Annotated in this window: 9 protein-coding genes; 7 read left to right on the top strand and 2 right to left on the bottom strand. The window is 74.9% G+C overall.

The features are described 5' to 3' along the window. Nucleotides 1-127: 127 nt before the first annotated feature. The 6 genes from FHR78_RS04870 to FHR78_RS04845 all read left to right on the top strand — a co-directional run bounded on the left by FHR78_RS04870 (nt 128) and on the right by FHR78_RS04845 (nt 6,899). Nucleotides 128-1,117: a substrate-binding domain-containing protein gene (locus FHR78_RS04870; RefSeq protein WP_166759321.1), complete on the top strand. Its 990-nt coding sequence runs from the start codon at nt 128-130 to the stop codon at nt 1,115-1,117. Nucleotides 1,118-1,250: 133 nt separating this feature from the next. Next, complete coding sequence (araB, locus tag FHR78_RS04865; RefSeq protein WP_166759320.1) at nt 1,251-3,014, top strand: ribulokinase; 1,764 nt, start codon at nt 1,251-1,253, stop codon at nt 3,012-3,014. Beyond that, nucleotides 3,011-3,721: an L-ribulose-5-phosphate 4-epimerase gene (locus tag FHR78_RS04860; protein WP_166759319.1), complete on the top strand. Its 711-nt coding sequence runs from the start codon at nt 3,011-3,013 to the stop codon at nt 3,719-3,721. The genes araB and FHR78_RS04860 overlap by 4 nt, the downstream gene beginning before the upstream one ends. Beyond that, nucleotides 3,718-5,259: an L-arabinose isomerase gene (araA, locus tag FHR78_RS04855; protein ID WP_166759318.1), complete on the top strand. Its 1,542-nt coding sequence runs from the start codon at nt 3,718-3,720 to the stop codon at nt 5,257-5,259. Before FHR78_RS04860 ends, araA begins: the two co-directional genes overlap by 4 nt. A gap of 265 nt (nt 5,260-5,524) precedes the next feature. Continuing rightward, nucleotides 5,525-5,821, top strand: a complete 297-nt coding sequence (locus FHR78_RS04850) for a hypothetical protein (protein ID WP_166759317.1) — start codon at nt 5,525-5,527, stop codon at nt 5,819-5,821. A 70-nt stretch (nt 5,822-5,891) separates the two neighbouring features. Further along, nucleotides 5,892-6,899 carry an LLM class flavin-dependent oxidoreductase gene (locus FHR78_RS04845; RefSeq protein WP_166759316.1) on the top strand — a complete coding sequence of 336 codons (1,008 nt, stop codon included), beginning with the start codon at nt 5,892-5,894 and terminating at the stop codon, nt 6,897-6,899. Nucleotides 6,900-7,508: 609 nt separating this feature from the next. On the opposite strand, the gene phoA is transcribed toward FHR78_RS04845, so the two are convergent. Together phoA and FHR78_RS04835 are read right to left on the bottom strand one after the other, a co-directional pair. Beyond that, nucleotides 7,509-9,434 (bottom strand): alkaline phosphatase, encoded by a 1,926-nt coding sequence (phoA, locus tag FHR78_RS04840; protein WP_166759315.1) that lies wholly within the window; start codon nt 9,432-9,434, stop codon nt 7,509-7,511. Nucleotides 9,435-9,603: 169 nt separating this feature from the next. Beyond that, on the bottom strand, nt 9,604-10,947 hold the full coding sequence (locus FHR78_RS04835) for a hypothetical protein (RefSeq protein WP_166759314.1): 1,344 nt from the start codon (nt 10,945-10,947) through the stop codon (nt 9,604-9,606). Nucleotides 10,948-11,039: 92 nt separating this feature from the next. On the opposite strand from FHR78_RS04835, the gene FHR78_RS04830 reads away from it, so the two are divergent. Further along, nucleotides 11,040-12,179 carry a helix-turn-helix domain-containing protein gene (locus FHR78_RS04830; protein WP_208392755.1) on the top strand — a complete coding sequence of 380 codons (1,140 nt, stop codon included), beginning with the start codon at nt 11,040-11,042 and terminating at the stop codon, nt 12,177-12,179. Nucleotides 12,180-12,355 lie beyond the last annotated feature (176 nt).

Here is a 12,355-nt window from a genome sequence, read left to right as displayed (position 1 = left end):
CCGTCGCCCGTGCCTGAGCGCTCGACGTCGCCCGCCCTCGCCCGGCCTCGCCCGCCCGCCCTCGCACCCCGTCGCCCGCCGCCGCCGCACCACGGCTGCCCGGACCCGCCGACCTTAGGATCAGACAGTGGCAACCCTCTTCGACGTCGCGGCCGTGGCCGGCGTCTCGCACCAGACGGTGTCGCGAGTCGTCAACGGCGACCCGACCGTCCGGCCCGCCACGAAGGCCAAGGTCGACGCCGCGGTCGAGAAGCTCAGCTACCGGCCGAGCCTCACGGCCCGAGCGCTCGCCAGTCGCAAGACCCGGTCGATCGGCCTGATCAGCACCGGGTTCCCCTTCTACGGCCCGTCCAGCACGATGCACGGCTTCAACGGCGCCGCGCGCCGGGCCGGCTACCAGGTGTCGATGGCCACCCTCGACGGCGACGACACCCGGGCGGTCGAGCAGGCGGTCGACGCCTTCGTCGGCCAGGCCGTGGCGGCCATCGTGCTCATCGCCCCCGACGCCGAGGCGCTCGACGTGCTCCGCTCCTCCCGCGTGTCCGTCCCGCTGGTCACCGCCGACAGCGTCGCCGACGACGGCCACCACGCGGTGTCGATCGACCAGGCGGCCGGTGCCGAGCTCGCCGTCGAGCACCTGGCCGCGCTGGGGCACCGCTCGGTCGCGCACGTGGCGGGGCCCGAGGCCTGGATGGACGGCCGCGACCGCGAACGGGGCTGGCGCCGGGCGTGCGAGCGCCTGGGGCTCGAGCCGGGTCCGCTGCTGCGCGGCGACTGGACCCCCGCCTCCGGCCACCGGCTCGGCGCCGAGCTCGCCGCCCGCGGCGACGTCACCGCCGTCTTCTGCGCCAACGACCAGATGGCGCTCGGGGCCGTCCACGCCCTCGGCGACGCCGGCCTCGACGTGCCGCGCGACGTCAGCGTCGTCGGCTTCGACGACGTCCCCGAGGCGGCCCACTACCTGCCGCCGCTCACGACCGTGCGCCAGGACTTCGAGGCGCTCGGCCGCCGGATCATGGACACGGTCGAGGCGGTCCTCGCCGGCGACGACGAGGCCGTCGCGCCGATGCGGCCCGAGCTCGTCGTGCGTCGCTCGACCTCGGCTCCGCGCGGCTGAGCCCGCTCGCCGACGGCCCGTCCGCGTTGCACGCGGCGCCTCGGCCGTGCGACAATGTGAGCGCTCACTTTCGCGTGGGCACCCCACTCGACCCGCTCCTCCGGGGCATGCACCACCAGGACAAGGACGTTCCATGGCAGACACCACCGCCGCGCCCGACGCACACGTCGTCGGCGTCGACTTCGGCACGCTGAGCGGACGGGCGGTCGTCGTCCGCGTCTCCGACGGCGCCGAGCTCGGCACCGCCACCCACGAGTACGCGCACGCCGTCGTCGACCGCACCCTCCCCACCAGCGGCGAACGCCTTCCCGCCGAGTGGGCGCTGCAGGTGCCGAGCGACTACGTCGACGTGCTCAAGAGCGCCGTGCCCCGGGCACTGGCCGCCTCGGGCGTCGACCCGGCGTCCGTCGTCGGCATCGGCACGGACTTCACGGCCTGCACCATGGTGCCGACGACCGCCGACGGCACGCCCCTCAACGAGCTCGAGCAGTTCGCCGACCGCCCGCACGCCTACGTCAAGCTGTGGCGCCACCACGCGGCGCAGGGCCAGGCCGACCGCATCAACGAGCTCGCCCGCGAGCGCGGCGAGTCGTGGCTGCCCCGCTACGGCGGGCTCATCTCGAGCGAGTGGGAGTTCGCCAAGGGCCTGCAGCTGCTCGAGGAGGACCCCGAGGTCTACGCGGCGACCGAGCACTGGGTGGAGGCCGCCGACTGGATCGTCTGGCAGCTCAGCGGACGGTACGTGCGCAACGCCTGCACCGCCGGCTACAAGGGGATCCTGCAGGATGGCGAGTACCCGAGCCGCGAGTTCCTCGCCGCGCTGAACCCCGACTTCGCCGACTTCGCCGAGACCAAGGTCGCCCACGAGATCGGCGCGCTCGGCGACGCCGCCGGCACCCTCTCCGCCGAGGCCGCGGCGTGGACCGGCCTGCCCGAGGGCATCGCCGTCGCGGTCGGCAACGTCGACGCGCACGTCACCGCCCCGGCCGCCAAGGCCACCCAGCCCGGCCAGATGGTCGCCATCATGGGCACGAGCACCTGCCACGTGATGAACGGCTCCGAGCTGGCCGAGGTCCCCGGCATGTGCGGCGCCGTCGACGGCGGCATCACCGACGGCTTCTGGGGCTACGAGGCGGGCCAGTCGGGCGTGGGCGACATCTTCGCCTGGTACGTGCGCAACCAGGTGCCGCAGTCGGCCGTCGACGCGGCCGAGGCCGCGGGCACCAGCGTGCACCAGTACCTCACCGACCTCGCGTACGAGCAGCCCGTGGGCGCCCACGGGCTCGTCGCGCTCGACTGGCACAGCGGCAACCGCTCGGTGCTCGTCGACCACGAGCTCAGCGGCGTGATCGTCGGGCAGACCCTCGGCACCGCGCCCGAGGACGGCTACCGCGCCCTGCTCGAGGCCACGGCCTTCGGCACGCGCCGCATCGTCGAGGCGTTCAACGACTCGGGCGTTCCCGTCACCGAGTTCATCGCCGCCGGCGGCCTGCTCAAGAACCGCCACCTGATGCAGACCTACAGCGACGTGCTGCGCATGCCGATCTCGACGATCCGCAGCGAGCAGGGCCCCGCCCTCGGCTCGGCGATCCACGCCGCCGTCGCGGCCGGCGCCTACCCGGACACCCGCGTGGCGTCCGACGCGATGGGCAGCGTGGACCGCGCCTCCTACACGCCCGACCCCGCAGCCGCCGACGCCTACGACGCGCTCTACGCCGAGTACCTGCTGCTGCACGACTGGTTCGGCCGCGGCGGCAACGACGTCATGCACCGGCTCAAGGCCATCAGCAGGGAGGCGCGGGGCGGCTCGAGCGCGCCGGTCGCCGAGCCCGAGGCGCCCGCCGCCTCGTCGGCCTCGTCGGCCTCGTCCGCGGACGCCGCGGGGGTGACCGCGTGAGCTTCGTCGACCGCGCCACCGAGTCGGCCATCGACGCCACGCGTCGCGCCGTCTGCGACCTGCACGCCGAGCTGACCCGCTACGGCCTCGTCGTCTGGACGGGCGGCAACGTCTCCCAGCGCGTGCCCGGCACGAACCTGTTCGTGATCAAGCCGAGCGGCGTCGACTACGACGACCTGACGCCCGAGAACCAGATCCTCTGCCACCTCGACGGCACCGTCGTCGCGGGCAGCCCCGGCAGCGAGCGCAGCCCCTCGAGCGACACCGCGGCGCACGCCCACGTGTACCGGGCCATGCCGAAGGTCGGGGGAGTGGTGCACACGCACTCGACCTACGCCACGGCGTGGGCGGCCCGCGGCGAGTCGATCCCGTGCGTCATCACGGCCATGGCCGACGAGTTCGGCGGCGAGATCCCCGTCGGTCCGTTCGCGATCATCGGCGACGAGTCGATCGGCGAGGGCATCGTCGCGACCCTCGAGGGCCACCGCAGCCGTGCCGTGCTGATGCAGAACCACGGCGTCTTCACCATCGGCAAGGACGCCCGCGACGCCGTCAAGGCCGCCGTCATGACCGAGGACGTCGCCCGCACCGTGCACCTCAGCCGCCAGCTCGGCGAGCCCCTCCCCATCCCGCAGGAGAGCATCGACGCCCTCTTCGACCGGTACCAGAACGTCTACGGCCAAGCGCCAGCAGGAGAACTCCAGTGACCACCGAACCCACCACCGCCCCCGTCGACCCCGCCGCGTTCCTCGCGTCGAAGCAGGTCTGGTTCCTCACCGGCAGCCAGGGCCTCTACGGCGAGGAGACCCTCCGCCAGGTCGCCGAGCAGTCGCGGGCCATCGCCGACGAGCTGGCCGCCGCCTCCGACGTCCCGGTCGAGCTCGTCTGGAAGCCCGTCCTCACCGACGCCGAGACGATCAAGCGCACGATGCTCGAGGCCAACCTCGACGACTCGGTCATCGGCGTGACCGCGTGGATGCACACCTTCAGCCCGGCCAAGATGTGGATCGGCGGCATCGACGCCCTCCGCAAGCCGCTGCTGCACCTGCACACGCAGGCGAACGTCGAGCTGCCCTGGGGCGAGATCGACTTCGACTTCATGAACCTCAACCAGGCCGCGCACGGCGACCGCGAGTTCGGCTACGTGCAGACGCGCCTCGGCGCCCCGCGCAAGACCGTCGTCGGCCACGTCAGCGACCCCCGCGTGCAGCGCCAGGTCGGCACCTGGATGCGCGCGGCGGCCGGCGCCGCCGCGATGCGCTCGCTCAAGCTCGCCCGCTTCGGCGACAACATGCGCTTCGTCGCCGTCACCGAGGGCGACAAGACCGAGGCCGAGCTCGCGTTCGGCGTGCAGGTCAACACCTGGGGCGTCAACGAGCTGGCGGAGGCGGTGGCCGCGGCCCCCGAGACCGCGGTCGACGACCTCGTCGCACTCTACGAGCGGGAATACGACGTCGTCCCCGAGCTGCGGGCCGGGGGCGAGCGCCACCAGTCGCTGCGCGACGGCGCCGCGATCGAGATCGGCCTGCGCACGTTCCTCGAGGCAGGCGGCTTCGGCGCCTTCACGACGAACTTCGAGGACCTGGGCGCGCTGAAGCAGCTGCCCGGCCTCGCGGTGCAGCGCCTCATGGCCGAGGGCTACGGCTTCGGCGCCGAGGGCGACTGGAAGACCGCGGTGCTGGTGCGCGCCGCCGCCGTGATGGGCGCAGGGCTGCCGGGGGGCGCCTCCTTGATGGAGGACTACACCTACCACCTCGTGCCCGGTGCCGAGAAGATCCTCGGCGCCCACATGCTCGAGGTGAGCCCGTCGCTGACGGCCGGCCGCGCCTCGCTCGAGGTGCACGAGCTCGGCATCGGCGGCAAGGACGACCCGGTGCGCCTGGTCTTCACGGCCGACCCGGGCGAGGCCGTCGTCGTCGCGATGAGCGACGTGCGCGACCGGTTCCGCCTCACGGTCAACGTCGTCGACGTCGTCGCGCCCGACGCCGACCTGCCGAACCTGCCCGTCGGCCGCGCCGTGTGGGAGCCGCGTCCGTCGTTCGCCGTCTCGGCCGAGGCCTGGCTCACCGCCGGCGCCGCGCACCACACCGTCATGTCGACCGCGGTCGGCCTCGAGGCGTTCGAGGACCTCGCGCGCATCCTCGAGACCGAGCTGCTGGTCATCGACGAGCACACCACCATGCGCGAGTTCACGCGCGAGGTGCGCTGGAACGCGGCCTACCACCGCCTGGCGCGCGGGCTGTAGCCCGAGCCGGGCGCCGAGGAGGCGGTCCGTGCGGTCCCGAGGGGCGGCGCGGGCCGCCTCCGCCGCGTCGTGGCGGGGCGCGGTGGTGCCGTCGAGCCGGGGTGCCGGGGCGCCGGGGTGCTGGGGCGCCGTCGAGCACTCAGGCGACGTCGTCGCGGGCGTGCCGGGCCGCGTGCCCCCCGGGCGGACCTGGCCGCCGTCACCTGAACGTTCGACGAACACCGCGGACGGGGCGGCCGCGCGGGCGCATGCTCGGGTCATGTCGATGTCCGAGCCCTTCCAGCCGAACCTGCCCGAGCCGTCCGACGCCGGGGACGTCGTCCCCGACGACGACCTCACGATCGACGGCGGCCTCGCGGCCGACGCCGACGCCGACGACCGCGACGACGCCTCGGCCGCTCCCGGGTCCGCGTCGGCGGACGAGGACCTCGACGTCGACGGCACCCCGGTCGCCGAGGGCGAGTCGGGGGCGGACGACGACCTCGCCGGCCTGCCCGAGAACCCGCTCTTCCGCACCCCCGAGCCGGGCGACCGGCTCAGCCCGGACGACCTCGAGCAGTAGCGGCGGGCCTCCGGGCAGGTCCGCGACCTGGCTCGGGAACACCGCCCGCGCCTCCGTGGTTGCAGACCCCATGACCGTTCCCCTCTCGATCCTGGACCTCGCCCCCATCGCTCCCGGAGAGACGGCGCGCGACAGCTTCGCGGCGTCCGTCGCCCTCGCGCAGCAGGCCGAGAAGAGCGGGTACCGGCGGGTCTGGTACGCCGAGCACCACAACATGTCGTCGATCGCGTCGAGCGCGACGTCGGTGCTCATCGCGCACGTGGCGAGCCAGACGTCGACGATCCGCCTCGGCTCGGGCGGCGTCATGCTGCCGAACCACTCGCCGCTCACCATCGCCGAGCAGTTCGGCACCCTCGAGACGCTGCACCCGGGTCGCATCGACCTCGGCCTCGGGCGGGCGCCGGGCAGCGACCAGGCGACGTTCCGCGCCCTGCGGCGCGACCCGGCCTCGTCGGAGCGGTTCCCGCAGGATGTCGTCGAGCTGCAGGCGTTCCTCGCCGGCCAGTCGCGCGTGCCGGGCGTCAGCGCGACGCCGGGGGCCGGCACCGAGGTGCCGCTGTACATCCTCGGCTCGTCGACCTTCGGGGCGCAGCTCGCCGCGGCGCTCGGACTGCCCTTCGCGTTCGCCTCGCACTTCGCGCCCGACATGCTGCACGACGCCGTCGCGATCTACCGCCGCGAGTTCCAGCCGTCGACGCAGCTCGACGCGCCGTACGTGATCGCGGGCCTCAACGCGATCGCCTCGGACGACGCCGACGAGGCGCACCGGCAGTTCGCGGACGTCAAGCGAGCCCGCCTGCTCATGCTGCTGCGCCAGAGCGGTCAGATCACCGTCGACCGCACCTTCGGCGACGACGAGCTCGACCACCTGCTGCGCACCCCGGTCGGCGGGCACGTGGCCAGCATGACGACCTTCACGGGCGTCGGCACGGGCGAGCAGGTCGCGGACTACGTGGCCGAGTTCGCCCGCAGCGCCGAGGCCGACGAGGTCATCGTCGCGCACTCGTCGCTCGCCACGTCGGACCGCCTGCGCTCGGTCGAGCTGCTCGCCGACGCGCACGCCCGCGTCGCGGCGTAGCCCGCGACCCGGGGCGGCCGCCGCGTCGAGCACTCAGGTGCCGGCGTCGGCGGCGGCCCTGCCCGTGGCCGTCGCGCCCGGGTGACGGCGACGTGACCTGAATCGTCGACGCCGCGACGCGCGGCGCGGCGGCATCGCCGTGCGCCGTGTGCGTGTCGAGGTTTCAGGCGCACGCGTCGCGCTCGGCCTTGCCCGCGGCCGTCGCGCCCGGGTGCCGGCGACGTGACCTGAATGGTCGACGCAGTGCCGTGCGGCGAGGTGTCGGCAGCGATGTCCGCCGCGGGCGTGTCGAGGTTTCAGGTGTGTGCGTCGCGGGCGGGTCCGCCGGCGGGCACCGTGCCCGTGTCACGGCGACGTGACCTGAATGGTCGACGCGGCGCGGCGCGGGGCGGTGCGGCATCGCCGTCCGCCGTGTGCATGTCGAGGTCTCAGGCGCGCGCGTCGCGGCCGGCCCTGCCCGCGGGCGTCGCGGCCGGGTGACGGCGACGTGACCTGAATGCTCGACGCCGCGACGCGCGCCGAGCCGCGGCGCAGCGGGGCACGGCGGCCGGACGCCGAGGAGGCGCGGGCCCTGTCGGACCCGCGCCTCCTGTGACCGTGCCGTTGGGCTTACAGCCCCGAGTGGTCGATCAGCACGCGGCGACGGCGGCGAGCGACGAGCACCGTGCCGGCGCCCGCGAGCAGCAGCGCCAGGACGAGGGCGGGCAGGGCCTCCGAGCCGGTGAAGGCGAGGGGGCCGGAGCCCGCCGTGCCCGCACCGCCGGCACCGGCGGCCGTGCCGGCCCCGGTGCCCGAGCCCGAGCCGCCGGCCGCGCCGCCCGGGGCGGGGTCGGCCGGCGCCGGGGCGACGGGCGCCTCGACCACCGAGACGACGGCCTGCCGGGCGGTGCCGGTCTGCACGCCGGTCACCGTGACCGTGGCGTCGCCGAGGGTCTGGGACGCGGTGACCGTGAAGGTCGCGACGCCGTCGATGACGTCGACCGTGCCGAGGTCCAGGTCGCCGTACGTGCCGGACGCCTGGCGGTCGCCGTCGAGGCCGGAGACCGTGACGTCGAAGGTCGCGCCCGGCGCCACCTCGGCGGGGGCCGAGATCGTCGCGTCGGCGCTCAGCGAGGGCAGGTCACGGTCGAGCTGCAGCGCGTTCGCGATGGTGAAGAAGTTGTCGGTCTGGTCGATCAGGCCGACGACGTTCGCGGCGCCGGGGCCGTAGCCCGCGACGCGCAGCTGCGTGCCGGTGTGCTGCTGCGACCCGCCGGCGGCCGCCGTGCCGTAGGCGATCTTCAGGGTGCTGCCGTCGACCGTGGTCAGCGCGGTGCTGAGCGTGGCCGGGGGAGTCGAGTCGACGATCTGGCTCGTGTGGGCGTGGTCCGCGGTGACGATGACGAGGGTCTCGCCGTCGGCCTCGGCGAAGTCGAGGGCCGAGCGGACGGCCTCGTCGAGGTCGAGGACCTCGCCGATCTGGCCGCACGCGTCGGCGCTGTGGTCGCGCTTGTCGATCGAGGCGCCCTCCACCTGCAGGAAGAACCCGTCGTCGCCGTCGAGCAGGTCGATCGACTTCTCGGTGAGGGACGCGAGCGAGAGGTCGGTGCTCAGGCGCGCCGGGTTCGGCTGGCAGGTCTGCGGTGCCAGGTCCGCGCCTCCCACGGTCGCCGTCGTGGGCGCGAAGCGCGTCGGGAAGTTGCCGTCCGCGAAGGTGCCGAGCACGGGCGCGGTCTGGTCCGCTGCGGTGACGGCGTCGAGGCCGGCCTGGTCGGTGACCCGCTGGTAGCCGCGGTCGGAGGCCTGGGCGTCGAGGCTCTCGCCCTGCCACTGGCCGGCACGCGCCGTCTGGCGGAACGACGCGGCCCCGCCGCCGAGCGTGAGGTCGGCGCGGGTGCCGATGATCTGCTCGCTGATCGAGCCGAGGCCGCCCTGGTCGAGGGCGTCGGCGCCGCACTGGGTCACGGTGTCGGGGCCGTAGCAGCTGCGCGCGGCGACGTGGGCGGCCTGGACGGCCGGGGTCGCGTCCTGCAGCTCGGCGGTCGAGACGTTGCCCGTCTTGAGGCCGTTGGCCTTGGCGATCTCGACGAGGGTGTCCTGCGGGGTGCCCGCGATGTCGACGGAGATCGCGTTGTCGTAGGTCTTGGTGCCGGTGGCCCAGGCCGAGCCGGTCGCCGCGGAGTCGGGCACGTAGTCCGGCTTGCCGTCCTTGCCGAGGGAGTAGGTCGTGTACTGGCCCGTCAGTGGCAGGGCGTCGATGCCCGGCAGGGTCCCGCCCGCGCCGTACGCGTAGTCGCGGGCCGACGTGATCTCGCTGTCGCCCATGCCGTCGCCGATCAGCAGGATGACGTTCTTCGCCGGTCCGGCCTTCACCGACTCGAGCAGGGCGGCGGTGCTGTCGTCGGCGCTGCGGGCGGCGCCGCCGTTCGTGGCGACGTCGGCCGGCGTCGCCGCGAGGGCGACGGCCGGGCTCAGGACGAGGGCGAAGGAGGCGAGGGTCGCCGCCGCCCCCGTGGCCAGTGCCGCGCGGCGGCGGCGGGTGCTCGTGGGTGTCACGTGTCTGCTCCAGTGATCGGGGGGAGGGCGGACGTGCAGTCGCTGCACGTCCGCGCACAGCTGACCGCCCGCCCGTGTCGTCCGGGTGAACGGGGGCGGTGCGGCAGATGAACACCCCCGGACGGGGGACGGCGCCGAGCCAGGACTCGGCGCGCTCGAGGGCGCCGGGCTACGGCGCGACGTACAGCCAGAGCAGCACGACGGCCACCGGCTGCAGCGCCATCCCGCCGACGAGCAGCGTGCGGCGCAGGGCCGGCCGCTCGGACACCGCGGGCGCCCCGAGCAGCGGGCTCAGCGGCAGCAGCAGCCGGAACAGGCTCTGCTGCGGCAGGAACACCGCCACGAGGTACAGCGCGAAGCTCGCGGTGAAGGCCACGGTCTCGTGCCCGAGCCGCAGCGTCGACCGGCGGGTGAACCAGATCGCGGCGAGCACGAGCAGCGCGAGCACGAGGGCGATGCCGGCCAGGCCGAGCCAGCGTCCGGCGAGCAGGAACCACGGCGTCAGCGGCACGAAGTCGGGGCGCCCCACGTAGTCGACCCACCAGGCCATCTCGGTCTGCAGGTAGGCATCGGGGCGGCCGGTGGCGAGGTGGGCGACCACGGGCCAGGCGAGCCCTGCGGCCGCGATCGCGAGCCCGGCGACCACGATCTGCCCGAGCTCGCGCCGGGGCAGCACGTGCCACGGGGCGGTCCAGGCCGCCCCCTCGGTCCGCGCCGTGCCCTCGGTCCGCACCGCCGCCTCCGGACCCTCCGTCGGTGTCCGCAGCGTGCCCGCGGTCCGCACCTCCGCCTCCGGCCGCTCCGTCCGCCAGCGCACGACGAGGTGCACGGCCAGGGCCAGGGCGAGCGCGAGTGCGCCCGGCCGGGTGAAGGCGGCGACGACGCCGCAGGCCAGCACGAGCCCGTAGCGCCGCTGCCGCATCGCGAGCACGCCCCCGAAGAGCGCGAGCAGCATGAGCCCCTCGGCGTAGCCCACCGAGAACAGGAACCCGAGCGGGCCGAAGCAGAGCAGCAGCACGGCCCAGATCGCACCGCGGTGGCCGACGGCGGAGTCGACCAGGCGGTAGAGCACGAGCACGGCGCCGGCGCCGGCGGCGGTCGACAGCAGCAGGGCGGCGGCCCCGAACGACATGCCCGTGGCGACCATGAGCAGGTGGCACAGCGTCGGGAACGCAGGCAGGAACGCCCACTCGTTGGGCAGCACGTGGCCCGCGGAGTCCGTGGGCAGCACGGTGGGGTAGCCGTGCAGCGCGATGGTGCGGTAGCGGTCGGCGTCCCACGAGACGGTGAAGTCGAGCAGCGAGAGCTCGGCGCCGGGCGTGCGGAACTCGAAGCCCGTCAGGTGGCCGACCTCCCACACGACGGCGAGCAGCACGAGCGAGAAGGCCCGCGAGGCGAGGTAGACGGCGAGCACCGTCGACCACCGGGCGGGCAGCCACGCCGCGAGGTCGGGCGACCGTCGCCGACGGACCGCCGGGCGCAGCGAGGAGGCGGTGGTCGCCCCGTCGCTCACGGGCCGACCTCGGAGACGGTCATCCGCACGACGTTACCCCCGGCGGGCCTGCCGGGTCGCCACCGGGCCGTCCGGCAGGGCACGATGTCCAGATGACCCTGCCCTCCCTCGCCGCGCTCGGCATCGACCCGGTCACGGCCGCGGTCTACGAGTTCGTGCTGACCTGCGGCGACACCGTCGACGTCGCCGCCATCGCCGCCGCCCGCGAGCTGGACGACGCCGTCGTCGTCACGGCCCTGGAGCAGCTCCGCAACATCGGCCTCGTGCACCGCACGGCCGAGGGCCACGGCCGTCACGCCCCGGGCTACGGCGCCGTCGACCCGCGCGTCGCCGTCTCGGCGCTCGTCGCCGCCCACGACGAGCAGCTGTCCGACGCACGCACCGCGGTCGCCGGCCTCGGCGCCCTCTTCGACGACGGCCGCCGCGTCGCCGACCCCTCGGGCACGACGACCGTCCTCACGGGCCACGCGGCCGTCGGCGACTGGTACTCGCGGCTGCAGCACCGCGCCCGCGACGAGTTCCTCGCGTTCGACCGCCCGCCCTACGTGGTCGCGACGAACGAGTCCGTCGAGCGTGGAGCCCTCAACCGCGGCGTGCACTGGCGGGCGATCTACACCGTGGCCAGCTTCACGGTCGACGGCAGCCTGCAGGGGGTGCACCGCCTCGGGGCGGACGGCGAGGAGGCGCGGGTCACCCACGACCTGCCGGTGAAGCTGGCCGTCGCCGACCGCCAGGTCGCGCTCGTCTCGGTCGGGCCGCTCGACGACGCGTCGGCCGAGCCCGAGGCGCTGCTCACCGAGTCGCCCGCCCTGATCGCGGCGCTCTGCGACCTCTTCGAGTCGCGCTGGCGCACCGCGGTGCCCGTGCCGGCGCTCGCCGAGCCGGGGGCCGCCGCGGGCGCCGTCGACTGGGCCGAGGTCGCGGCCCGTCTCGCGGCGGCGACGCAGGGCTCCGGCGGCACCGGCGCCGCCGACGCGGCCCTCCTCGCCTCCGCGGGCCTCGGCGCGGCCGACGGCGTCCCCGTCCCTGCGAGCGGCCTCCGCGCCCCGACCGTCGACGAGCGCGACCTGCTCGCGCTCGTGGCGGCGGGCGCGACCGACGACGTCATCGCCCGCCAGCTCGGCATCTCGCCCCGCACCCTCCGCCGTCGGCTGCACGACCTGTTCGACGAGCTGGGCGCGAGCAACAGGTTCCACGCGGGGGTCGAGGCGGCGCGACGCGGCTGGGTCTGAGCTCCGGGCTGCACCCGACCCGCGCCTCCTCGGGTCGTACCCCGCAGGAGGCGCGGGTCGGCACGGCGGGCCTGTCCAGTGGGCATCGTGGGGGACCGCGTGTACCCCGTTCGGGTGCCACCGTGTAAATCATCTGGCCGAACCCGGCCAGTGGCCGCGACCGGCCATGCCCCCCG

Source organism: Frigoribacterium faeni (assembly GCF_011761235.1).
GTDB lineage: Bacteria > Actinomycetota > Actinomycetes > Actinomycetales > Microbacteriaceae > Frigoribacterium > Frigoribacterium faeni_A.
This window is presented reverse-complemented; position numbering and strand designations above follow the sequence as displayed.